Consider the following 25,324-nt stretch of genomic DNA (forward strand, 5'->3'; position numbering starts at 1 on the left):
TAGAAGATGAAGATAAAGAAGTAGAAGATGAAGAAAATGATAATTTAGCAGAAGTAAAAAATGAAAAGGAATGGAAGAAAATAAAAAACGAATTAAAAGCTAAGAAAAAGGAATTAGAATCTCAAAAAGATGAAGTAGAAAAGCTAAAAGATGAGTTGGAAGAAAAATATGAAGCAGCTAGAGAAAGTGGAGATCAGGAGCTTGCAGATCAATTAAAAGAAGAGTTAGATTCTGCTAAAGAAGATTTTAGAATTATAAAAGATGATATGCAAAGTGTTATTTTAGAGAAAAAACAAATAATTAAAAATAAATATACTAAAGAAGAAATTGAAGAGTTAAAGGAACTAGAGAAAAAAATAATAGAAGAAGATCCAGAAGTGAAAGTCTTATCAGTAGATAGTATACTTTCAGATTCAGGGGATATAAAGTTTGATACACCACCAGTAGTAAAGAACGGAAGGACTTTAGTACCGGTTAGAGCAATTACAAAAGGATTTGGAGCAAAGGTTGATTGGAATCCAGAAACTGGAGAAACTGTAATTACCAAAGGAGAAGTAGAGATAGTTCTTCCTTTAGATACAAATAAAGCAATAGTAAATGGAGAAGAAATAGAACTGGATATTAAGCCAGGAGTTATAAGCAACAGAACGTATGTACCCTTAAGATTTATTGTAGAAACATTTGGTTTAAATGTGGATTGGGACTCTGATTCTGAAACAATAGAAATTGAAGATGACATAAATGAAGAAGAAAGCACTGAAGAAGAAAGTACTGAAGAAGAAAGCACTGAAGAAGAAAGTACTGAGGAAGAAAGTATTGGAGAAGAAAGTGCTGAAGAAGAAAGCACTGAAGAAGAAAGTATTGAAGAAGAAAATACTGAAGAAGAAAGTACTGAAGAAGAAAGCACTGAAGAAGAAAGCATTGAAGAAGAAAGTACTGAAGAAGAAAGTACTGAAGAAGAAAGTACTGAAGAAGAAAGTACTGAGGAAGAAAGTACTGAGGAAGAAAGTATTGAGGAAGAAAGTATTGGAGAAGAAAGCGCTGATCAAGAAGTTAATACAGAAGGACAAACAATATAGAAATAATTTATATACAGTTTAAAGCAAAGGTATTATACCTTTGCTTTTTGGGATTTTTGTATATATTTAATTTGCCAGCAGGAGAAGATAATTTAAAAAAATTGTAAATAAATAATGCTTAAAATTGAATAATTTTATCAAAAAATGTATTGACAAATAGTGACTACAAGTGTAAACTAACATTAGACTACAGTTGTAGTTGAAAGGAGGTGAGATTGATGAAAGATATGCCACAGATATCCGATTCTGAATGGATAGTTATGAAGATACTTTGGTCAAATTCCCTATATACATCTAGTGAAATCATTAAAAGTTTACCTAAAAATACAAATTGGAAGCCTACAACTGTAAAGACTTTGATTAGTAGATTAGTAAAAAAAGATGCAGTTGGATTTAAGAAAAAAAATAGAACCTACTATTATTATCCATTGGTAACAAAGGATGAATGTGTAAAAGCAGAAAGTAAATCATTTTTGAAAAAGGTTTATGGCGGGGCACTAAAGCCAATGATTGCAAATTTTTTAGAAATACAGGAACTATCAGAAAAGGATATTGAAGAATTAAAGTGTATTCTCGATAAGAAGAAGGATTAAAGCGAGGTAGCTATTTATGAATTATTCAGAAGTGTTTTACTGGTTAATTGATACATCTATAAAGGGAAGTTTATTAATAATCAGTATTTTACTAATCAAGTTGCTTTTGAAAAATAGGTTGGGGGCTAGATGGCATTATTCCATATGGTTTTTACTTTTAATAAGATTAGTTATGCCATTTGCACCCCAAAGCTCAATTAGTGTGTTCAATTTATTCATCCACAAAAATATTATAACAGAAAAATATAGCCCTAATCAAATTATTGGCTGGTTTAACACAGAAATTACAGACCCAAATTTATTACATAATAATTCATCAACAGCTTTTGAAGAACCACTTACTAGGTATATAAGCTTATTTATGGAAAGTAGTATCCACTTTAAGCTTGTGTTAATTTGGTTTATAGTGGTAATTTCACTATCGATATTTACAATAATAGTAAATGTAAAATTTGCATTAAATATTAAGGGAAATAGCTTTAGTGTAAATGATTATATTAATGGGATATTAGAAGATTGTAAGGAAAAAATGGGGATTGGGATTAATATACCTATAATACAGACAAGTTATGTGAAGGCTCCTGCCTTATATGGTTTTATTCATCCTAAATTGCTGCTTCCTGTCAATATAGAAAGTCAAGTTAATAAAAATGAATTACAATATATTATTTTTCACGAACTATCTCATCTGAAAAGAAAAGATATTATGGTTTTTTGGATAATGACTTTTTTGAAAATAATATATTGGTTTAATCCTATAATATTGTATGGATTTTATCAAATGCGTCAGGACTGTGAAATATCCTGTGACGCTTTAGCTCTTTCTTATATTGATTATAACGACAGCAAGAAGTATGGAAAAACAATAATTCGTTTGTTAGAAAATAACGCAAAACCCTTAAATCACTTTATGACAGCTGGTTTATTAAGTTCAAAATCACAATTGAAAAGGAGAATAAGAATGATTGCTTTATTTAAAAAGAATGCTTATAAATTATCCTTAGTATCAATAGCTATTTTGATACTTATGGGAGGAATGTTTTTAACAAATGCCAAGGAGAAAACAACTGAAGTTAATAATACTCCCCAAGAGAATAATCAAATAGAAATAGAAGAAATTAATAATACACAAGATAATATAACAGAGGAAGAAACTATAAAGAAAATGATTTGGCCATTACCTGATTCAACTAAGATTGTATCTCCCTTTGGATGGAGAGTACATCCTGTACTAAAAACGAAAAAATTACATACTGGTACAGATATAGCAGGCAAAGAAGGATTATCAATTGTTGCAGCGGTTGATGGTGTAGTAATACATTCAGATGTTGAAGGAGGGTATGGTAAGGCGATAATTATTGACCATGGAGATGGTGTTGCTACTCTTTATGCTCATTGCAGTGAATTATTGGTAAAAAAGGGTCAAAAAGTTAAGGCCGGTGATGAAATTGCAAAGGTAGGAAGTTCTGGCTTAGCTACACAAGCACATTTGCATTTTGAAATTAGAAAAGATGATGAGCCAGTAGATCCATTCAAAGGATATATAGATAGTAAATATGATAATAAGTAAAAATAGGGCATTCCATATATTTTATATGGAATGCCCTATTTTTACTTATTATTAGACTTGAAAGTATTTATTTTCTAATTTGTTGATGTTATATTAAATATATATAATAATAGGAGATGTAAATTTTATGAAAAAAAAGAAATTAGTATTGATAACAATGTATAAATCAACTAAAGAAAAGTATTTAAAAGATCTCTACTATTTTTTTGATGATTATTTAGATATAGAAGGATACAGTATAAGTGAAGGTATAAATGATGTAATAAAAGGAGATTTGGCACTTATTATATCTGCTATATTACCTAATCTTGCTAAAGAATATTTGTCCCATGACATAGAAATAGTATATATGAATAGGACATTTACTAAAGATAGTGTCAGACAATTATATGATTTACCCTTTGGTATGAAAGCTATGCTATCTAGTAACACTAGCAGTTCGTCAATTTCATGTATATCATCACTATATGGTATAGGAATAAAGCATCTTCATCTGATTCCAGTATATCCAGGGATTGAAATTATGCCTGATACAAAGATTGCTATTACTCCAGCCCAGCGAAAATACGTGCCTAAATTTGTAGATAATATAATTGATATAGGCTGGAGAGTTATTGATGTATCAACTTTAATGGATATTACTACAAAACTGGGGATCATGAGTAAGGATTTAGAAGAAAAAATTATAAAATATTCTAAAAATATTATTCCGCAAAGTGATGGACTAGACTTTACTATTAATAATACAAGTATTATAAAAAATGAAATGGATACTCTTTTAAATGTTATTGATGATGGAGTAATTGTTACTGATATGGATTATAAAATCATTCATTATAATAAGGCTATTGGCAGAATATTAAATTTCAATGAAAGTTATATATATAATTTAGTAGATCTAAATGAAGTATTTCCTTCAAAGGTTTTAATGGGAATTATGGAAAAGAAGAGTATAGACAATAAATTAATAAAGTCATTAAAATCAAATAAGAGCTTTGTTGTAACAAAGAGAATTATAAATGTTTATGACAATATGTACGGATATGTAATTATAATAAAGGATATAACCGAATTTGAAAACTTGGAAAGAAAATTAAGAAAACAACTAGTGAAACAAGGATATATTGCTAAATATAAGTTTGAAAATATCATAGGGAAAAGCGAAAAGATGATAGATACTATTAAAAAGGCTAAGAAAATAGCTTGTATAGATGCTACTACACTAATTACTGGAGAAAGTGGGACCGGTAAAGAATTATTTGCCCAGTCTATTCATAATGCTTCAAAAAGAAAAAATAATCCTTTTGTGGCAATAAACTGTGCTTCCTTACCATCGGAATTACTTGAAAGTGAATTGTTTGGTTATGACGAAGGAGCTTTTACTGGTGCAAAAAAGGGTGGGAAAAAAGGTTTGTTTCAGTTAGCTCATAGTGGTACCATATTTCTTGATGAAATTGGAGATATGCCTATAAAGGTGCAAGTTAAATTGCTTAGGGTTTTACAAGAAAAAGAAGTTATGAGTATAGGCAGCAACAGTATAGTTCCTATAGATGTAAGAGTAATAGCTGCAACGAATCAAAATTTAAAAGATCTTATGCATGTAGGAAAATTTAGGAAAGATCTCTATTATAGATTGAATGTTTTAAATTTATATATACCACCTTTAAGAGAGAGAAAGGGTGATATTCCTTATTTAGCAAAAAATATATTGCAAAATATTAATATGAATAATAAAAAAATAGATAACATATTAATGAAGTTTTTTGAAAATTATTCATGGGAAGGTAATGTTAGAGAGTTGAAAAACTGTATAGAATATATGGCATATATGGGGGCGGATGTTCTAACAGCAAAGGATTTACCTAAGGACATGGATTATAGTAAACAAGATGAATATGATTTTATCGAAGAAGAGATTTTTCCCGAGCTTCTTCCTAAGGAAAAAGAGTTGACAGTTTTTATTCTCAAATTATTAAAAAAGAGGAGTGGAGGTAGAAGATTTATATACAATCAAGCTTATTTAAATGAGATAGAAACTACTGAGCATGAAATAAGAAAATTAATGAATTATTTGACCAAAAAGGGCTTTATTACTATAAAAACAAAAAGACAAGGTTCTATATTAACAGATAAAGGGAAAAAAGCACTTTATAATATCTAATTGAAATCCATGTAACGGGAGAAATATAGGTTTAAAATAAAAGTTGTATCCTATATTTCTCCCGTTGTTGTTTTTGAATTTATATTTTAAAAAAATTTATAACTTAGTATGTGTTAGTTAATTGAAAAAATGAGATGTTTATGACTTTGTAAAACTCTATAGTATATATGGTATGCCTTTAAATATTTTAAGACGGTATATAACATATAGTTTCTTTGGAAAGGAACTATCAAAATCTCTATATTGGCATTAATATTGCATAAATCAACTAATAATTATTAATTATCTAAAATTATAACAATAATCGACAAAGAACTATGTAAAAATATTTTATTAGTGTTAGTGGATTGTAAAATAGATTGAAGAAAGATTATAGTCTCTTATTCCTACCTAAATTAGAGTAATAATGATTACGAAAAGAAACAAATACAAAAGAATCAATATTAAAGTTATCTCTAATTAAATTTAGAAAAACCACTGATTTTTCATAAGAAAGTACATTTAAAGAATTAAACCTATCAAATAAATTTAGTTGTTCAAATTTTGATAAAGAAAATATGGTAAAACTCTCCCTATGATGGTATTTTATTTTAATCCCATATTTACTAATATCCACATAGTGGAGGTAAATAAAAAGGCCTATCGGCCCAAATATAGGAAAAAAGCTGATTGTAGTATTTGGCAATCGACTAAAATTATTTAATAATATAAGGAGGTTTAAAATGTCAGTTAATGAAAAGAGAATCCCTTATGATCCAGCATTATTACCTAAAGTAAAAATGTGCTTTGAGAAAATTCTTGGCAATAATGAGGTGAATCTAGGATTAAAATTTTTAGCAGATGACCATGAAAGTACTATTGAGGAACAAAAGAGTATTTGTTCAATTCCTGCACCACCATTTCAAGAAGAAAAACGTGCTATAGATTATATGGATAGGTTAAAAAAGTCGGGATTAGAAAATGTTAAAATGGATGAAATAGGAAATGTATATGGCTTGCTAAAGGGGAAAGCTAATGGACCTAAGCTGTTAGTATCAGCCCATTTAGATACTGTTTTTGATAAGGGAACAGATACCCTTGTTAAAGATAGGGATGGGCTTTTATGTGCTCCTGGAATTGGTGATGACACCCGTGGATTAGCTGAAATACTGTCAATAATAAGAGCATTCAATAAAACTCAAATACAGCCCCTTGGAGATATAGTGTTTTGTGGGAATGTTGGAGAAGAAGGAATTGGGGACCTGCGAGGAATAAAGCATATATTTAAAAAAAATACAGATATTGATGGGTTTATAAGTATTGATGGGAGTGGTGTAGCATCAATTACATACCTAGGAACTGGTAGCTATAGATATAAGATTACATATAAGGGCCCAGGGGGACATAGCTTTGGGAGTTTTGGACTACCTAGTGCAATTCATGCTCAAGGAAGGGCTATTAGCAAGATAGCAGATATTATTCCGCCAGCTACTCCTAAAACGACCTTTACAGTTGGGAAGGTTGAAGGCGGCACAGCCATCAATTCAATTGCTGATAGAGCTAGTATGTATATAGATATTAGATCAGGTGATAAAAGGGAATTAAAGAAGTTAGAATCAACAATTTTAGAATGTATTAAAAATGCAGCTGAAGAAGAAAATAGACGTTGGAATCACAAAGAAAAGATAACAATAGATATTGAATTGATTGGAGACAGGCCTGCTGCTGCACAATCCGTTGACAATATTATAGTTCAAGCAGCCATTGGAGCCATTAATAGTATGGGACTAGGGGCAAAATTAAATGGACCAGGAAGTACCGATGCTAATATACCTATGAGCTTAGGAATCCCTGCTATTGCTGTTGGTAGAGGAGGAATTTCTGGATCAATACATACTTTAAAGGAATGGTTTGATCCAAGGGATGCATATTTAGGTCCTCAGAAAACCTTTTTAACAATATTATCACTAGTAGGAATTGTAAATGTCTGTGAGCCCTTATTACCTTATAAAAAATAATACACTATAAAAAAATAATATTGGATTATGGGATATAAAAATTAACTAAAAATATTTTATTGAGAGGAGGGAACAGCAGGTGAAATATGATTTGATTTTAAAAAATGGAATGGTTGTAGACCCCGCAAACAATTTAGAGAATACATGTGATATAGCCATAAGCCATGGTGTTATAGAAAAAGTTAGCTCTGAAATCGACACTAGTCAAGCTGATCAAGTAATGGATGTAAGTGAATATTTAGTAGTTCCTGGTATAGTTGATTCCCATGTACATATTGTAAGAGAAAATTCAAAAGCAGCAGGATATAGAATGCTTATAAGGGCAGGAGTAACGACTGCTATTGATTTTAAAGGGCCAGTAGATAGGGTTATTGATGAAATAATTCCATATGGATATGGTTTAAATGTAGGGGTTCTAAATAGTATTTTTCCCGGTAACGGAATAAAGGATATTAAGGCAAGTAAAGAAGAAATAAAGGATACTGTAAATAAGGACTTAGCTTCTGGAGCATTGGGAATTAAGATAATTGGGGGACATTATCCTTTAGAGCCTGAAACTGCACAGAAGATAATAGAGGTTACCAATAAGGAGAAGGGTTATATTGCCTATCATGCTGGAACAACAAAGAATGGAAGTAATATTAAGGGAATGGAAGAAGCTATTAAGCTTGCCAACGGATTGCCTCTACATCTTGCTCATATAAATTCTTATTGCAGGGGAGCAGTTAAAAACCCTTTAGAAGAGGTTAAAATGGCCTTAGAACTTCTAAAAAAATCACCCAATATCGTGTCAGAATCCTATTTAGCTTCAATTAATGGAACTAGTGGAGAAATTGATGATAAGGGCTTACCTAAAAGTCATGTTACGAGAAATTGTTTAAAGATGTTCGGATATGAAGTCAATATAGATGGATTAGGAAAAGCTATTCTTGAAAAGGCGGCAGCTGTATATATAAGAATAGGTGAAGAAATGAAGCTAATTTGGGGGCAAGATGCCTATGATATATGGCTGAAAAAAGGTTATAATGCAAATGTTTGTTTTTCTGTTAATCCAAGCACATCAATTTTGGCCTGTGCTACTGCAAAGGATGATAATGGACGATTTATAGTGGATGCAATAAGTACAGATGGAGGAGCAATACCGAGAAACTATATTTTAACCTATGGAATACCATTAGTTAAGATAGGTGCCTTGTCAATGAAGGAGCTAATATGGAAATCAAGCTATATGCCGGCCCAAATGTTTGGGTTAATAAATAAAGGCCATCTTAGCATCGGGGCTGATGCAGACATTACTGTGGTCAACCCCAATAATGGTAAGGCCTATATGACAATAGTTAATGGGAAAGTTTGTATGATAGATGGATACCTAATTAATAATCCCGGTACTTTATTAACTACAGAAAGGGGCTCAAGATATATTAAAAAGTTAAAGATTCCATTTAAAGATATCAATTTAAATCAAAGTATTTTGTATAAAGGAAGGAAGGAGATATATATAAACTAAAATTAGTAGTATATTACTTTAACTATTTATTCAACTAAAATCTAAGGAGGTTATTAAAAATGATAGGTCTTTTATTAGCTACTATTATTACAGTATTTGTTGCAAGATTAATTTTAAAAAAATATAAACCTCAACCAGTTTTGATTCTGGGTGGAATTATTTTAATGCTTTTAACTATAATTTTAGGTTCAGGAACTATTTTACCTAAAGATACTTCTACTGGCTTTGTGTTATTTGATATCTTTGAATTTATTAAAAACACATTTAGCAATAGAGCTGCTAATCTCGGCTTAATTATTATGGCAGTTGCTGGATTTGCTAAATATATGGATCATATTGGAGCAAGTAAAGCATTAGTTAAGCTAACTACTAAACCTTTTAGAAAGCTTAACTCTCCATATTTGGTATTATCATTGGGGTACATAATAGGCCAAATTTTAAATGTTTTTATTCCCAGTGCATCAGGACTTGGCGTTTTACTTATGATTACTATGTATCCAATTTTGGTAAGCATTGGAGTAAGTCCATTGGCTGCAACAGCAATGATTGGTACATCAGCATGTTTAGACTTAGGTCCTGCTTCTGGAAATTCCAATCTAGCCGCTAAAACAGGTGGAATAGATGTATCAATATATTTTGCTAAGCATCAACTTCCAGTTTCAATTGCTGTTATAATAACAATAGCTGTTTTACATTTTTTAGTACAAAGATGGTTTGATAAGAGGGATGGATACGATCCATCAAAATTATCTAGTGCTGAAATTGCAGCTACAAAGGAAATAGAAGAAAATAATGTACCGTTAATTTATGCTCTTTTACCTATACTACCATTGATACTTATTTTGACATTTAGTAAATTAATAATATCCAGTATTAAAATGAATGTTATAACAGCTATGTTGATTTGTATATTTATTAGTTTAATATTTGAATTTATAAGGCTAAAGGATGCTAAAAGTGTTTTTGCAAGTATAGAGATATTTTTTGATGGTATGGGTGCTCAATTTGCAACAGTAGTTACATTGATCGTTGCAGGGGAAACCTTTGCCCATGGGTTAAAATCAATAGGTGCAATAGATAAAATAATTAATTTAGCTCAAGAAGCAGGGTTTGGAGCTGTACTAATGGTTATTGTAATGACAGCCATTATAGCTGTATCTGCAGTTGTTATGGGATCTGGAAATGCTCCTTTCTTTGCCTTTGCAGCATTGGTTCCAGATGTTGCATCAAAAATGGGTATTTCTGCTATATCAATGCTGTTGCCAATGCAGTTTGCGTCGGGAATTGCCAGAAGTGTTTCTCCAATTACAGCGGTAATAGTTGCAGTTTCAGGTATATCTAATGTTTCTCCAGTAGATGTAATAAAGCGTACAGCTATACCTATGGCTGGAGCACTTATAGTTACTGTTATTGTTAACTTTATTTTGTTTTAAAGATAAATATTTTTCAATGATTGAGATATTTTTAAAATATGCCAAAGGGAGGATTCAAAATGACGGATTTGAAATTTGACTTAAATCGATACTTAGAGGAACTAGAAGTCTTAGTTAATATAGATAGTGGGAGTAACTATCCTGAAGGCGTAAAAAAAGTTGCAGACTTTTTCAAAAAAAAATATTTAGAAATTGATTGGTTAATTAAAGAACATAAATTTGATGATTCGGTAGGACCATGTCTTGAAATTAAAAATTGTGAAGTAGATGAATATGATATTTTATTTATAGGACATATGGATACTGTTTTTCCAGCTGGAACAGTGGATAAAAGACCATTTTCTGTTCAAAATAGTAGAGCTTATGGACCAGGTGTAATAGATATGAAATCGGGGCTTTTATCATTATACTATGTAATAAATTTCCTTGATATAGATAAATATAAAAATCCTTCTTTTTGTATTGCTTTAAATAGTGATGAAGAGATAAGCTCTAAATTTTCCAGTGAGTGGATTGAATCTCTAGCTAAAAAAAGTAAATATGCTTTTGTATTAGAACCTGCTAGAAAAAATGGGGCTTTGGTTTTAGAAAGAAAAGGCTTGGCAAAATATGAGGTTGAATTCCATGGAATAGCAGCCCATGCAGGTGTTGAACCTGAAAAGGGTGCTAGTGCAATAACTGAATTAGGTCATTGGATTGTTGAGCTTAATAAATTAAATAATATTGAAATAGGAACTACTGTCAATGTAGGAGTTGTATCTGGAGGAACAAAGGCTAATGTAGTGGCAGATAAAGCCTTAGCTGAAATAGATTTTAGATTTAAATCTAAAGAAGAAGGAGAAAAAATAAAGGTTAAAATGGATGAGCTTAAAAATAATCCAATTGTTTCTAAAGTAAATATTATAATGAATAGAACTGGATATAGACCACCAATGAATCCATCCAAAGAGACAATAAAGTTATGTGGAATAATTGAAGAGGTTGGAGAAAAGCTAGGAATAGATATAAAATGGGCATCTACTGGCGGAGGATCAGATGCAAACTTTACTTCAGCTGCAGGGACTTCGTCAATTGATGGATTAGGTCCAATTGGTGGAAATTCCCATAGTGAGTCAGAGTATTTAGAAAAAAATAGTATAGAACCAAGGATTCAATTGTTAAAAAAAATAATTGAGAAGTTAATCTAATTAGCTGAAATGATTAGATATTTTGAAAAAATCAACAAAAATATTGACCAGAAAGTAGTAATATAGTTTTCGTATATAATCCTTTCTTAAATGAGGAAATTGCATAACTCTAATTTGGTTGGGTTGCATATGCGAATATTATCCTTAATTTAATTATTTAGAATTAAATATATTTCGATGATATGGTTTTGAAGATTTTAAAACTATATGTAGTAGATAATCTTTTGGGAAGGTAATTATGCAATTTGCTCAAATAATTATTTTTAAAAAAATTTAAATATAAGGCTCATGCTTTTCTAAGAAGTTAATATCTTAGCTAAGTTATGAGCCTTATTTAGTAATCTCCATTCAAAATTCATCTTTTAATCCTCAAAGCATAAATCTTCTAAAAGCCCAATTGTTTTTTATCTGTCCAAATACATACTCTAACCAATAGGTCTTTTGAGCGTAAGAAGATACGATAACTTTTAGTATCTTTTTTTATTGAAAGACTATATGGTGATATATATAATTGTTAATAATTACTAAATAAACAATATATATTTGTTATTTAATTATAAAGATATTAAGTTTAATGTAATGTAATATATATAATAAGGAGTATTGTAAGAATCTAGTGCTTATATTTTTTATTGCTATAAATTATAATATTAAATAAATTTTTTTGTGAAAATATTTAAGGGAAAGAAGGCTAGATGATGAGGGGATTTGTATTAGAAGAAGCCACTATAGCTCAGGTGCATAAATCCATGAAAAAAGGAATATTAAAATGCAGAGAACTTGTTGAAGGGTATCTGGAAAGAATAGAGGCTTATGACAAAAAAGGTCCATCTATCAATTCGGTAATTTATGTTAATCCTAAGGCATTAGAAGAAGCTGATAAGCTTGATGAAAAATTTAATAAACAAGGTTTTACAGGGCCATTACATGGAATTCCAGTTCTTTTAAAGGATAATATAAATACTTTTGATATGCCAACTACTGCCGGTTCATTGAGCTTAGAAGGAGTTGTTCCTGAAAGGGATGCATTTATTACTCGTAGGCTTAGAGAGGCAGGAGCATTGATTCTTGCTAAAGTTAATCTTCATGAATTTGCTATATGGGGAGAAACTATTAGTTCGATTTTAGGTCAGACTTTAAATCCCTATGACTTAACTAGGACTCCTGGAGGCTCAAGTGGCGGTACAGGTGCTTCTGTGGCTGCTAACTTTGGTATGCTGGGCATTGGCACTGATACTATCAACTCTATTCGCTCACCAGCTTCTGCTAATAATTTGGTAGGTATTAGACCTACTATGGGACTTATAAGTCGTAATGGCATAGTTCCTTATTCATATACTCAGGACACAGCTGGCCCAATTACAAGAACTGTTGAAGATGCAGTTAGATTATTAGATGTAATTGCTGGTTATGATAATGATGACTCGGAAACTTCTTGGAGCTTTGGAAGAAAACCAAAAGCATACATTGAATATTTAAAGTTAGATGGACTCGAGGGTAAGAGAATAGGGATACTTGAAAGCTTCTTTGGAAAAGAAGAAATTCATGAGGATACAAATAAAGCTGTTAGAAATAGCATTAAGACCATGGAAGAAAAGGGAGCTATTATTGTATCAATAGATGAAATAATTGATTCGGAATATCTTGTTAAGAATGTAAGTGTTCATCTTCATGATTTGAAAGATCATCTAAATTCGTATTTAGATAAATTACCTGAAAACGTACCAGTTCGTACAGTTAAGCAGATATTTGATTCTGGCAAATATCATCGGGGAATTAAAGATAATCTTAAAAAGGCAATGAACTTAAACATAAATACCCCAGAGTATAATAAAAGATTAGTGGAAAGAGAGAAAATCAGAAAAATAGTTATGAAACTAATGGCTGATTATGAATTAGATGGAATTGTATATCCACATCAAAAGCAGCTTGTTTGTCTAATAGGTGAAAGTCAGAATGAGAGAAATGGTGTTCTCGGTTCTGTATTAGGATTTCCCTCTATTTGTGTTCAGGCTGGTTTCTCTAAAGCAAGTGATACAGCACCTATAGGTATTCCAATTGGCATGGAGATTCTTGGAAGACCCTTTAGTGAAGGAAAGCTAATTGAGATTGCTTATTCTTTTGAACAAACAACTAAAATTAGAAAAATGCCACTAAGTACTCCTCCTTTAAGAAAGTAATAATTTTAGGTAAATCTTTTCTTTATAAACATTATAAACATTTTGAGAATATTTTAAGTTTTTTATATTATTATTTAAAATTTATTAAACCTTAAAGTTTTTTATCTTTATAAACTTCTTAATGATCTAATCTAAAAATATCTTTTACTACAATAATTCTAATCTTTATTAATTTCAGAGAAGCTTCAATAATATACACGTTGGGAAATTGTTTAATTCTAATTTTCTAATTTGGCAGAATTGCATAATATATGGGGTATACCTCTGCATAGTCTAAAACTATATAGTAGATAGTTTTCACTGAAGGTAATTATGCAATTTGCTCACTTAATAAATAATCAATATCTGGATTTAATACACAATTATTTGTACTTAAAATAATTTTGTGATTCTATAACTAAATAAAATTTTAAAAATTCTATAATTTTAGAAGTTTCTTACAAAGGACTAATTATTTGTATATAGAAAATATATAGTATAAAATAAGAGGTTATATTTTCTAAATAAGTTTTTAAAAGTAATAAAATTTATTTATTGGACTATAATCAATAAACTGCCAATGATCGACAAAAGAATTTATGGATTGATAACTAAACCTAGGGGGGATATAATGAAAAAATTTGACTATTTTAAGCCAAATAGCTTAAAGGAAGCAAGCCAAATGTTAATTCAAAATGAAGAAAATACTCATATACTTAATGGAGGTACTGATCTGATTGTTAGAATAAATGAAGAGATAATTTGCCCCGATGTAGTTGTTGATATAAAGGGAATAAAAGAATTGTATGAGATAAAGTATGATGAAGTTAAAGGATTAACTATTGGTGCTTGTGTTACCATGAATGATTTAGATTGGAACGAAATTGTTAGAGAAAAATTCAAAATTGTTTCGGATTCTGCCCATATGGTAGGATCAAGTCAAATTAGAAATAGAGCTACAATGATAGGAAATATATGTAATGCTTCTCCCTTAGCTGATACTGCAACATGCTTATATGCTTTAGATGCTGTAGTTCTAATTTATGGACCTAACGGCGAAAGAGAAGTGTCGATACATGACTTTATATTGTCAGTAAGAAAAACATGTCTTAAACCGGGAGAAATAGTTACTGCAATTAGGATTCCCGAATACAAAGAAAAAGTATTTGCTCCATATCAAAAATTATCTCGTAGAAAGGAAGTTGACCTATCTACAGTTTGTGCCTCAGTCATTAAAGTTGATGGAGAAATTAGAATAGCATTAGGGTCAGTTGCTCCTACTCCAGTTAGAGCTAGAAAAACAGAAGATTTTTTAAAAGGCAAAGATCTAAGTGATGAAGTTATATATAAAGCAGGAGCAATTGCATCAACAGAGGTATCTCCTATTGATGATGTTCGAGGATCTAAGGAATATCGCTTAGAGATGGTAGATATATTGGTTAGAAGAGGTTTAAGAGAACTTAAAGGAGACAAATAAGGGGGGATTCAAAGTGAAATATAGAGTAAAGTTCATATTAAACAATGAGGAAGTGGAACATTATGTGGAGGCCAATAAAACGTTGCTTAAAATGCTTAGAGAAGATTTTAATTTGACTTCAGCTAAAGAAGGCTGTGGGGCAGGAGAGTGCGGTGCCTGTACTGTAATTATGAATGGGAAGCCTGTAAACGCTTGCCTGGTTTTAGCCCCAGAGGCTAATGAAAGTACTATTCTTACTGTAGAGGGACTTTCTGATGGAAAAACATTAGATGATTTACAAGTGGCATTTGTAGAAAGAGGAGCAATACAATGTGGATATTGTACTCCGGGTATGATTATGATGGCGAAAGCTTTACTAGATAGAAAAGCTAATCCAACAGAGGAAGAGGTTAAAGAAGCGATAAGTGGTAATCTTTGCAGATGTACCGGATATAAGAAGATTATTGAAGCTATAATGGATATAGCTGAAAAAAATGTCAATTAGTAAGTTTTGAAAGGAGGGGGTAAAATGAAATATGTCGGTACTAGTGTAAAAAGAGTTGATGGAATTAAAAAAGTCACAGGTTCATTAAAATATGTTGATGATTTAAATTTACCTAGAATGTTGTATGCAGCTGTTAAAAGAAGTCCATATGCTCATGCTAAAATAATAGAGATTGATACTGGCAAGGCTGAAGCACTAAAGGGTGTAAAGGCTGTTATAACTGGAAAGACTTTTCCTAAAAGGGTTGGGCTGTATTTGGAAGATAAAACCTTTTTAGCTATTGATAAAGTAATATTTATAGGTGAAGTAGTTGCAGCAGTTGCAGCGGAAACTGAAGAAATTGCAAAAGAGGCCGTTAAGCTTATTGAGGTTGAGTACGAACCTCTACCAGTGGTACTTAATGCAAAGGAGTCCATGAAAGAAGATGCGCCTTTGGTACATCCAAATTTAGGTGATTATAAATGGGAGCCGATATTCTTTCCGAAACCTAGAACAAATATAAGTAATCACTATAAATTGAGAAAAGGAGATATTGAAAAAGGTTTTTCTGAGTCTGATATTATAATAGAAAATGAGTTTTATGTACCGCAAATTCAGCATACACCTATCGAACCCCATAGTACTATTGCTCAAATGGATCCCGAAGGATATTTGACTGTATGGGCAAGCTGTCAGTCTCCTTATGCAGTTAGGAAAGCTTTATCAGTTGCTTTTGGTTTACCTTTGAATAAACTAAGAGTTATTTCTCCGGCCGTAGGAGGAGGCTTTGGCGGTAAAGCTGGAACAACCTTGGAAGGTATAGCAATACCCCTTGCTATGCAAACTAATGGAAGACCTGTAAAACTTACTTATTCAAGGGAAGAAGTATTTATAAATAGTTTTGTTAGACAGGGACTTTTTGCAAAAATAAAAACTGGAGTTAATAGGGAAGGTAAGATCTTAGCTGAAAAGATAGAGTTTATATGGGATGGTGGTGCCTATACAGAGTACGGAGTTAATATAGCTAAGTCTGCTGGATATGCTTCTGTAGGACCCTATGATGTGCCTAATATCTGGGCTGATTCTTATTGTGTATATACTAATACTCCTGTAGGAGGGCCCTATAGAGGATTCGGTATGTCTGAAATACATTTTGCTATTGAACAGAATTTGGATGTAATTGCAGAAAAACTAGGTATGTCAGGGGTTGAGATAAGAAAAATTAATGGACTTAAGATTGGTGGACATACAGCTACAGATGAAGAGTTAGATGTTTGTGGTTTTATTGATTGTATAAAACAAGTAGAAGAAGATATTAAATTGCATGAAAAAAATAGGCCATCAGCACCTCATAAGGTTAGAGGTAAAGGTATTGCAGGTGGATTTAAGGCACCTTCTATGCCAAACAATGTTGCATCTTCAGCAATTATTAAGCTTAATGAAGATGGAACGGCACATCTTTTAACAAGTGCTCAAGATATAGGCCAGGGATCAGATACTACTCTTACTCAAATAGCTGCTGAAATATTATCTATAAATCCAGAGAAAATAACTATAAAAACAGGTGATACAGATCATACGCCATATGAATGGCAAACAGTTGCCAGCCGTATTACATATTGTGCCGGTAATGCTGTAAAGCTTGCTTGTGAAGATATAAAAACTCAACTCTTAGACTTGGCTCAAATAAAGCTAGGTATATTTAAGAGAGATTTAGAACTTAAAGATGGATATGTTGTTTCAAAAATATATCCTGATAAGAAAGTTTCATTATCAGAATTGGCTCTTGGATTGACAATGCCCGATGGATCAGGTGTACATGGACCGATAATAGGCAGAGGTTCATTTATACCACCAAATGTTAGAAATGCCGATAAAAATACTGGCCTTGGTGATAAACCTGTTGCTTTTTGGACCTTTGGAGCCCAAGGTGTAGAGATAGAAGTGGATACTGAAACAGGGCATATAGAAGTCTTAAATGTAGTTTCATGCTTCGATGTGGGTAAAGTTGTAAATCCAAAGTTAATTGAAGCCCAGGTTGAAGGTGCTATTGTACAGGGAATAGGCTCAGCGATTTGGGAGGAGCTTATTATTAATGGTGAAGGCAAGGTATTAAATTCCAGCTTTTCTGATTACAAAATACCAACTGCCGATGATATTCCTAATATGAATATAAAGTTTCTTGAATATCCGGAAGAAACAGGACCTTTTGGAGCAAGAGGCGTTGCAGAAGCTGCTATGGTACCAACGGCACCTGCTATTACAAGCGCCTTGTATGATGCATTGGGTATAAGGATAAAGACATTACCATTAACTCCTGAAAAGGTATTAATGGCAATTAAAGAAAAAAATAGAAATAAGTAATTTAAATCGTTATGCTAGTTTTTATATAGGGGTTTTAATATTTCCTTTTCGTTCATGTAATAAACCAGTTTTTTTATATATACATGAAGGAAAAAACAGGTTTATAAAAATCACTCAAATGAAATATTAAAACTCCTAAATTGGATTTAAAGCAAAATATTTAATTTATTAGCATAACAGGTTAATTTATCTATTTACTATTGGTGCTAATACTATATTTATATGTAAATGATAGTGATAACTCTGATAGTATATGTATTGTTATTGGGCAAGGGGAGTTTTTCAATCCAAAAAATAGGGGGAGTTTAGAATGGGTGAAAAATCAGTTCAAGATTATGCTATTAGAGATGCTAGTCAAATTTCTAATAGTAAAAAGATTGTATTGGGTCTTCAACATACCTTTACAATGTTTGGCGCCACGGTTTTGGTTCCTATAATTACAGGTCTTAATATTTCGGTAGCTTTATTGATGGCAGGTGTAGGAACCTTATTGTTTCATTTAATCACTAAGGGTAAAATACCAGTTTTCTTAGGTTCATCCTTTGCATTTATTGTACCAATATTATCTGTAGTAGAGGTGGCAGACCTAGCCCATGCTCAGGGAGGTATAGTTGTTGCAGGACTCATATATCTGATTTTAGCAGTATTAGTACAAATATTTGGGGTGGAGAAGATAATAAAGTTTTTCCCACCAGTAGTAACAGGGCCAATAATAATGGTAATTGGATTAAAACTTGCTCCTAATGCTATAGATATGGCTAAGGGAAATTGGGGGCTTGCAATAGTAAGTTTTATTGTAGTAACAGGGATTTGTATATATGCTAAAGGCTTTCTTAAGATTATTCCAGTAATGATAGGTTTGATAGTAGGTTATATTATTGCTGTAATAACAGGAAATGTTGATTTCACACCTATTATAGAAGCAAAATGGTTTGGTTTTCCTGAATTTACAATTGCTAAATTTAAATTTGATACGGTAATGATTGTTGCACCAGTTGCATTTGCCACAATGGTTGAACATATGGGAGATGTCCTTGCAATAGGAGCTACAGTAGAAAAGGATTTTATGAAGGACCCAGGATTACATAAGACATTAATTGGTGATGGTATTGCCACTTCATTATCAGCAATGTTTGGTGGTCCGGCAAATACAACATACTCTGAAAATACAGGAGTTTTAGCTTTGACAAAGGTGTTTGATCCATTAATTATGAGAATAGCGGCCTGTTTTGCAATTTTGATAGGTCTTATACCAAAATTATCTGCAATTATTAGTACAATTCCAACCTCAGTAGTTGGAGGTATATCAATTATATTATTTGGTATGATAGCATCAATAGGAGCTAGAACATTAGTTGAGCATAAGGTTGATTTTACTTTATCAAGAAATTTAATTATCTCAGCAGTAATACTTGTATTAGGACTTGGTGGAGCAGTTCTTCCAATTAAATTGGGAGCATTGAATTTTTCAATAGAAGGGATGGCGTTGGCAGCTATAGTTGGAATTATATTAAATAAGATTTTACCGGAGTAATCCATATATAGTCTATGATATAACCCTTGCTCTTAGAAGTTCATTTATAAAATGAGCTTCTCTTTTTGTTATATATAGGTTTTTTAGTAAATTTTGCAAGAATATTTAAAAAATATATAATATAATAAACTTAGTATTATTTATCTTTAAAAAGGAGATGTCAAAAGATGAAAAATAATATAATAGTTGTTAGAGGTGGAGGAGATGTTGCTTCGGGAACAATTTACAGATTATTCAAAAGTGGGTTTAAAGTAATAGTTCTTGATATAGCAAAACCAACTGTAATAAGAAGAACAGTTGCTTTTGCTCAGGCAATATACGATGGTGAGATTAAGGTGGAAGGCGTAACGGCAAAAAAAGCCTCTAGTGTTTCAGAGGCATTAAGCTTTTTATCCCAGAATATAATACCTGTTCTAGTTGATGATAAAGGTGAATTCATAAAAGAAATTAGACCCTATGCTGTGGTTGATGCTGTATTGGCTAAAAAGAATATGGGAACTAATATGGATTTAGCTGAAATTGTTATTGCTTTGGGACCGGGATTTGTTGCAGGAGAAGATGTTAATGCTGTTATTGAAACAAATAGGGGACATAATCTTGGTAGAGTAATATTAAAGGGCTCAGCTGAAGCTAACACAGGTGTTCCCGGTATTATCAAAGGGATTGGAGAAGGAAGAGTAATAAGAGCTCCTGGTAAAGGTGTTGTTAAACATGTGTTACAGATTGGGGATATGGTCAATAAGGGAGAACTTATTTGCTATGTAGGTGATATGGAGATCAAGGCTTCTATATCTGGAGTTATTAGAGGATTGATAAAAGAAGGCTTAGAGGTAACACAAGGATTTAAAATTGGGGATGTAGATCCAAGGGGAAACAGGAAATATTGTTTTACTATATCTGATAAAGCCAGAGCAATTGGAGGAGGAGTTTTAGAAGCTATATTATATTTAACTCCGGATTTACCATAAAGTGTTTAAAAATGAACTTCTTAAAAGGAAGTTCATTTTTAAATTAACCTGTTGTGCTAGTAAATTAAATATTTTGCTTTAAATGCAATTTAGGAGTTTTTAATATTTCCTTTTGTTAGAAGTTAACAAATAATAGTATCAGAAAAATCCCAAAATTATGAAATAATACAGTGAATTTTATAATATAATTAATTTAGATAAGAAAGTTATCTAAAAGCATTTGTAAGTTATTAACAAAAACTACTTGAATCCCTTTCAAACTTTCCATGAATAATATGGGTTAAAGATAAATATATTATCCAATAATTAAAATGGATGGTGAAAAGATGAGAAATTCATTTGGAATTACATTAAGAGAAATGCTTAGTATAAATATTTTTAAAGATGCTAAAATTCTTGCGGGAGAAAAAGGATTGCTTAATAGGGTAACAAAGGTCAATGTTATGGAAGTACCTGATATAGAAGATTGGGTTACAAAAGGGGAGTTTTTATTAACCACTGCCTATTCTATTAAAGATGATATAAGTCAATTGGAAGATCTTATAAAAAGGTTAAAGGATAAAGGGTTAGCAGGACTTGGAATAAAAACTAAAAGATATGTTGATAAAATACCCAAAAATGTTATAGATATTGCAAACAAAATAGGATTCCCAATAATAGAAATCCCTATCAATATTTCCCACACCGATATAATCACGCCTGTTTTAACAGAAATCGTTAATAGCCAAACCAATAAATTAATACAAATTGATAATTTCCATAGAAGATTGATAGATGTAATGTTAAACGGAGGAGGCCTTACAGAAATAGCTAAGGCTATTCATGAAAGTATTGATAATACCGTTGCAATTTATGATGAGATATTTCAATCCTATATTATATATGGAAATAAAAAGTTGAAATCTAATATATCTGAGATATTGGAAAAGGAACAGGATGAAAGAATACTTAATAGTGCAATAGAAATAGACAAAAAAATTAAAAAGTCCATGGACAGAATAGAAAACAGAATGATTCAAAGAATTGTAATACCTATATTTAATGATGATAGGCTCTATGGATATGTATATATATGGGAAGATAACAGAATAATCAATTCAGTTGAACTTACTGTTATTGAATCATCTACTCCGATTATTGCATTAGATCTATTAAAGAAATTATCTATTTTTGAGATTGAAAACAAAAACAAGATAGAATTTTTTGATGATTTACTTTCAGATGATAGGAGCAGACAAAAAAAGGCCATTGACAGGGGACGCTATTTTGAATTTGATAAGGGCAAAACTTATTCTGTAATAGTTGTATCTATAAGAGGTATAGAAAAATTAGTAAGCTTGACACCATCTAATGCTAACTACATACATCAAATAAATAGTAAGATTTTAAATATAGTTGATAGATTGGCAAGATACTCTAAGGAAAAGGTTATTTTCACAAATAAGAGTAATAAATTGATAATTATGTTTGGTATGGATAACAGAGCAAAAACAGAAGAAATAAAAAGGAAAGTTTTAGAATTTTCCAACCATATTTTTAACTATGTAAAAAGAGAAGGATTTGAAGAGAATATTTCAATTGGAATAGGAAGAAGCTATTCGGATTTTGGACTTTTGTGGAAGAGTTATAGAGAGGCCTCTAGAGCAGCTGAAAGTTTAAAGGACACTAAGGGATTTCCTGCTCACTATGATGATCTAGGCATATATAGAATTCTTTCCTTTGAAGAATTAAAGCCGGAATTGAATCAGTTTTATAAAGAAATACTTGAACCTTTAGTTATATATGATAAGGAAAAGGATTCTGAACTTGTAAAAACATTACAAATGTATTTTGAATGTGGAGGCAATCTAAAAAGGATATCAGAAGAGATGTTTACCCACTATAATACTATTATTTATAGAATGCAGAGAATAAAGGATATAACAGGAATAAATATAGACAATGCAAATGATAGACTTAATATTCAAATAGCCCTTAAAATATATGAGGTATATAAAAGCATACTTTAGTAGATACTCACAAAATTTTAAAATTATATTTAGAAATTCTATCTAAAGGTAAATATCCTAAAAAATAGAATTTAATAGACGAAGCAAAAAATAAAATTTACAGAGGGAAATGGTTAAATGAAAGCTATAAAAATGTGTCAAAAAGTAAAGGAAGAGTTAAATGACAAAACTATTATTGAGGGATATGTTCATTCAGTTTTTAATAGAGCTTGTAATATTATAACTGAAGAAGATAATTTGATTTCTGTTTTATCTAGGGATAGACCAATATATCCATTTTCTATAGTTATAAAAGGTCAAGAAAATTTTTTAGAGCTTGGAATAAATCATGGAACAGAGGTAGTAATTAATAATAAGAGAATACTTTTTAAAGATTTAAACTTAGCAATAGATCTTACGGAGGCAAGAATTTGGAGTGGTAGATCTAGTGCTAAAGAAACACCTGTATCTGAGGATGATATAGTAGAAAAATTAGGTTTTATTGAAGATTATCTATGTAATTTTGGAAATAGTGAAGGGGTTGCTCCACTAATATTCAATCTAGGAAGTTATATTGAAGAGTTTAAACCCTTTAAAGAATTAGACTTAAAAATGAACTTTTATTGTCTATTTATATTAGAAAAGTTTGTAAACTTTATAAATTCAGTTAAAAAGGGTGATATGAGGGAAATATCTGAATCAGCAAAACAGATAATAGGATTTGGACCTGGACTTACACCTTCTACTGACGATTTAATATGTGGATTCATGTTAACATTAATTTATTTGAGCAATTATTATGGATTGAAGGTTGAAAAGGCGATGAAGATCAATAGGTCAATAATTGATGATATTGGAGATAGAACAACAAAGGTTAGTCATAAAATGCTTGAGTTTGCTTCTCAGGGAGAGAGTTCTGAAGATATAAATACTTTACTTAATGCCATTTTCTATGAACCTATAAATGAGAGCTTTAATAAAAGAGTAGTTAATGTTCTAAGCTTAGGGGAAACATCTGGAACAGATTTATTATGTGGCATATATTTTTGTTGCAAAATTATGATGAATATAGATAATAGGAGGATTTTATAATGAAGGTTGATGTAGTAATAAGAAAAAACACCTATTATGATTCCGTTACATTAATGCTTGTAACTAAAGAAGTTAAGAAAATTAATGGAGTAATAGAAGTTCTTGTTGGTATGGGGACGGAGCTAAATAAAGAATTAGCTAAAGGTCTAAAATTAGCCACTAAAGAAACGGAAGCTCTTACAGCTAATGATTTCTTTATTTCCGTTCTAGCAGAAAAGGATTCAATCATTGAAGAAGTTGTTAAAAAAGTTGATATACTATTGACTCAAAAGAAGAGCGAAAGTTCATCAGAATATAGGCCATCAACTATTGAATCAGCATTGAAATATGTACCGGATTTAAATTTGGCTGTGATTTCAGTTCCTGGCAAATATGCTGCAAATGAAGCTGAGAAAGCTTTGATGAATGATCTCCATGTAATGTTATTCAGTGATAATGTTTCAATAGAAGAAGAAAGAAGTTTAAAGGAGTTAGCAAGGGAAAAAGGGCTTCTGATGATGGGACCTGACTGTGGAACAGCTATAATTAATAATGTTCCTTTGGCCTTTGCAAATGTTGTAAGCAAAGGGAATATTGGAATAGTTGGAGCTTCAGGAACTGGAACTCAAGAGGTCTGTGTAATAATAGATAAGCTGGGAATGGGGGTATCACAGGTAATAGGAACCGGTGGAAGGGATCTAAAGAGTGAAATAGGTGGAATAATGATGATTCAGGGAATGAAAGCTTTAATAGAGGACCCTAAAACAAAGGTAATAGTCCTTATTTCCAAGCCGCCAACCCCTGAAGTTACAGGTAAGGTTCTTAAATTAGTTCATACTTCCAATAAGCCAGTTGTAGTTAATTTTATAGGTGGAGATCCTAAAATTATTAAGGAAAGTGGAGCTTATCCCTGCTTTACTCTGGAAGATGCAGCATATAAAGCCGTGGCTTTAGCTAAGGGAGAGGATGTGAAAGATTTTGAAGGTTTTTCTATATCTGAAGAAGTTAATAAAATAGTTGAGGAAGAAGTATCTAAATTAGATCCAGAACAAAAGTACTTAAGAGGTTTATATACAGGAGGGACTTTGGCTGATGAAGCAATGAATATGCTTAGTAAACAAATAGATGGAATATATTCAAATATTCCCTTGGACCCTCGATATAAGTTGAAGGATATTAATAATAGCATTAAGCATACCTGTTTAGACCTGGGAGATGATGAGTTTACTGTGGGAAGACCTCATCCAATGATAGATCCAAGTACAAGGGTAGATAGAATTGTAAAGGAAGCAGAGGATGATGTGGCAGTAATTTTAATGGATTTTGTATTAGGGTATGGATCCCATGAAGACCCTGTAGGAGAAATGTTAAATTCTATAAAAGAAGCAAAGAAGAAGATGGCTAGTAAAGGTAAATATTTATCTGTAATAGCTTCAATATGTGGTACGGATAAAGATCCTCAGGATCTTGGAAACTCTAAAAAGAGATTAGAGGAGATTGGAGTTATAGTAATGCCTTCAAATGCCCAGGCGGTGAGATTAGTTTATAAAATTCTTGAAAAAGTAAATAGCTAAATGGAGGATATTCATTATGGAAAAGATAAAGGAATTGTTTAAAAAAGAATTAAATGTTGTCAATATTGGACTTGAATCCTTTTACATGGATTTAAAGAAGCAAAACAAGAAAGCTATTCACCTTGATTGGAAACCCCCAGCTGGAGGTAATGAGAAAATGGCCAGTCTATTATCAAAATTAAAGTGATAGAAAATAATA

At 31.4% G+C, this 25,324-nt stretch carries 18 protein-coding genes; all 18 read left to right on the top strand.

What is annotated here, in order from left to right; all coding sequences use genetic code 11:
- Positions 1–1,079: copper amine oxidase N-terminal domain-containing protein (locus tag B5X81_RS03455; protein WP_170917257.1), on the top strand; the 1,079-nt coding region annotated here is incomplete at its 5' end.
- 218 nt (positions 1,080–1,297) lie between these two features.
- The gene (locus B5X81_RS03460; RefSeq protein ID WP_079489377.1) at positions 1,298–1,672 is read left to right on the top strand and encodes a BlaI/MecI/CopY family transcriptional regulator; all 375 of its coding nucleotides are present in this window, start codon (positions 1,298–1,300) and stop codon (positions 1,670–1,672) included.
- A gap of 16 nt (positions 1,673–1,688) precedes the next feature.
- Complete coding sequence (locus B5X81_RS28015) at positions 1,689–3,242, top strand: M56 family metallopeptidase (protein ID WP_079489379.1); 1,554 nt, start codon at positions 1,689–1,691, stop codon at positions 3,240–3,242.
- Positions 3,243–3,369: 127 nt separating this feature from the next.
- A complete protein-coding gene (locus B5X81_RS03470; RefSeq protein ID WP_079489380.1) occupies positions 3,370–5,403 on the top strand; it encodes a sigma-54 interaction domain-containing protein in 2,034 nt (677 codons plus the stop codon).
- Between the two features lie 722 nt (positions 5,404–6,125).
- Positions 6,126–7,400, top strand: a complete 1,275-nt coding sequence (locus tag B5X81_RS03475) for a M20/M25/M40 family metallo-hydrolase (protein ID WP_079489382.1) — start codon at positions 6,126–6,128, stop codon at positions 7,398–7,400.
- A gap of 79 nt (positions 7,401–7,479) precedes the next feature.
- On the top strand, positions 7,480–8,907 hold the full coding sequence (locus tag B5X81_RS03480; protein ID WP_079489383.1) for an amidohydrolase family protein: 1,428 nt from the start codon (positions 7,480–7,482) through the stop codon (positions 8,905–8,907).
- A gap of 59 nt (positions 8,908–8,966) precedes the next feature.
- Positions 8,967–10,340 (top strand): C4-dicarboxylate transporter DcuC, encoded by a 1,374-nt coding sequence (dcuC, locus tag B5X81_RS03485; protein ID WP_079489385.1) that lies wholly within the window; start codon positions 8,967–8,969, stop codon positions 10,338–10,340.
- A gap of 59 nt (positions 10,341–10,399) precedes the next feature.
- Positions 10,400–11,527, top strand: coding sequence for a M20 family metallopeptidase (locus tag B5X81_RS03490; protein WP_208984971.1), 1,128 nt, complete (start codon positions 10,400–10,402; stop codon positions 11,525–11,527).
- 698 nt (positions 11,528–12,225) lie between these two features.
- Positions 12,226–13,707, top strand: a complete 1,482-nt coding sequence (locus tag B5X81_RS03495) for an amidase family protein (protein ID WP_079489386.1) — start codon at positions 12,226–12,228, stop codon at positions 13,705–13,707.
- Between the two features lie 610 nt (positions 13,708–14,317).
- Positions 14,318–15,163 carry an FAD binding domain-containing protein gene (locus B5X81_RS03500; RefSeq protein WP_170917258.1) on the top strand — a complete coding sequence of 282 codons (846 nt, stop codon included), beginning with the start codon at positions 14,318–14,320 and terminating at the stop codon, positions 15,161–15,163.
- Between the two features lie 13 nt (positions 15,164–15,176).
- Positions 15,177–15,647: a (2Fe-2S)-binding protein gene (locus B5X81_RS03505; RefSeq protein ID WP_139380233.1), complete on the top strand. Its 471-nt coding sequence runs from the start codon at positions 15,177–15,179 to the stop codon at positions 15,645–15,647.
- 24 nt (positions 15,648–15,671) lie between these two features.
- Positions 15,672–17,990 (top strand): xanthine dehydrogenase family protein molybdopterin-binding subunit, encoded by a 2,319-nt coding sequence (locus B5X81_RS03510; protein ID WP_079489389.1) that lies wholly within the window; start codon positions 15,672–15,674, stop codon positions 17,988–17,990.
- 310 nt (positions 17,991–18,300) lie between these two features.
- Positions 18,301–19,524: a uracil-xanthine permease family protein gene (locus B5X81_RS03515; protein WP_079489390.1), complete on the top strand. Its 1,224-nt coding sequence runs from the start codon at positions 18,301–18,303 to the stop codon at positions 19,522–19,524.
- Positions 19,525–19,691: 167 nt separating this feature from the next.
- A complete protein-coding gene (gene yqeB / locus B5X81_RS03520) occupies positions 19,692–20,492 on the top strand; it encodes a selenium-dependent molybdenum cofactor biosynthesis protein YqeB (RefSeq protein ID WP_079489392.1) in 801 nt (266 codons plus the stop codon).
- 326 nt (positions 20,493–20,818) lie between these two features.
- Positions 20,819–22,501, top strand: coding sequence for a PucR family transcriptional regulator (locus B5X81_RS03525; protein WP_170917259.1), 1,683 nt, complete (start codon positions 20,819–20,821; stop codon positions 22,499–22,501).
- Between the two features lie 117 nt (positions 22,502–22,618).
- Complete coding sequence (locus B5X81_RS03530) at positions 22,619–23,572, top strand: DUF2877 domain-containing protein (RefSeq protein WP_079489395.1); 954 nt, start codon at positions 22,619–22,621, stop codon at positions 23,570–23,572.
- Positions 23,572–25,125, top strand: coding sequence for an acyl-CoA synthetase FdrA (gene fdrA, locus B5X81_RS03535; RefSeq protein WP_079489396.1), 1,554 nt, complete (start codon positions 23,572–23,574; stop codon positions 25,123–25,125). Before B5X81_RS03530 ends, fdrA begins: the two co-directional genes overlap by 1 nt.
- A 16-nt stretch (positions 25,126–25,141) precedes the next feature.
- A complete protein-coding gene (locus B5X81_RS03540; RefSeq protein WP_079489398.1) occupies positions 25,142–25,312 on the top strand; it encodes a fdrA domain protein in 171 nt (56 codons plus the stop codon).
- Positions 25,313–25,324 lie beyond the last annotated feature (12 nt).

Source organism: Maledivibacter halophilus, from assembly GCF_900167445.1.
In the GTDB taxonomy this organism is placed as follows: domain Bacteria; phylum Bacillota; class Clostridia; order Peptostreptococcales; family Caminicellaceae; genus Maledivibacter; species Maledivibacter halophilus.

Bases quoted from the DNA above. Each gene is read 5' to 3' on its own strand.
- B5X81_RS03460 (WP_079489377.1), top strand. From the start codon at position 1,298: ATGAAAGATATGCCACAGATATCCGATTCTGAATGGATAGTTATGAAG.
- B5X81_RS28015 (WP_079489379.1), top strand. From the start codon at position 1,689: ATGAATTATTCAGAAGTGTTTTACTGGTTAATTGATACATCTATAAAG.
- B5X81_RS03470 (WP_079489380.1), top strand. From the start codon at position 3,370: ATGAAAAAAAAGAAATTAGTATTGATAACAATGTATAAATCAACTAAA.
- B5X81_RS03475 (WP_079489382.1), top strand. From the start codon at position 6,126: ATGTCAGTTAATGAAAAGAGAATCCCTTATGATCCAGCATTATTACCT.
- dcuC (WP_079489385.1), top strand. From the start codon at position 8,967: ATGATAGGTCTTTTATTAGCTACTATTATTACAGTATTTGTTGCAAGA.
- B5X81_RS03490 (WP_208984971.1), top strand. From the start codon at position 10,400: ATGACGGATTTGAAATTTGACTTAAATCGATACTTAGAGGAACTAGAA.
- B5X81_RS03495 (WP_079489386.1), top strand. From the start codon at position 12,226: ATGAGGGGATTTGTATTAGAAGAAGCCACTATAGCTCAGGTGCATAAA.
- B5X81_RS03500 (WP_170917258.1), top strand. From the start codon at position 14,318: ATGAAAAAATTTGACTATTTTAAGCCAAATAGCTTAAAGGAAGCAAGC.
- B5X81_RS03510 (WP_079489389.1), top strand. From the start codon at position 15,672: ATGAAATATGTCGGTACTAGTGTAAAAAGAGTTGATGGAATTAAAAAA.
- B5X81_RS03515 (WP_079489390.1), top strand. From the start codon at position 18,301: ATGGGTGAAAAATCAGTTCAAGATTATGCTATTAGAGATGCTAGTCAA.
- yqeB (WP_079489392.1), top strand. From the start codon at position 19,692: ATGAAAAATAATATAATAGTTGTTAGAGGTGGAGGAGATGTTGCTTCG.
- B5X81_RS03525 (WP_170917259.1), top strand. From the start codon at position 20,819: ATGAGAAATTCATTTGGAATTACATTAAGAGAAATGCTTAGTATAAAT.
- B5X81_RS03530 (WP_079489395.1), top strand. From the start codon at position 22,619: ATGAAAGCTATAAAAATGTGTCAAAAAGTAAAGGAAGAGTTAAATGAC.
- fdrA (WP_079489396.1), top strand. From the start codon at position 23,572: ATGAAGGTTGATGTAGTAATAAGAAAAAACACCTATTATGATTCCGTT.
- B5X81_RS03540 (WP_079489398.1), top strand. From the start codon at position 25,142: ATGGAAAAGATAAAGGAATTGTTTAAAAAAGAATTAAATGTTGTCAAT.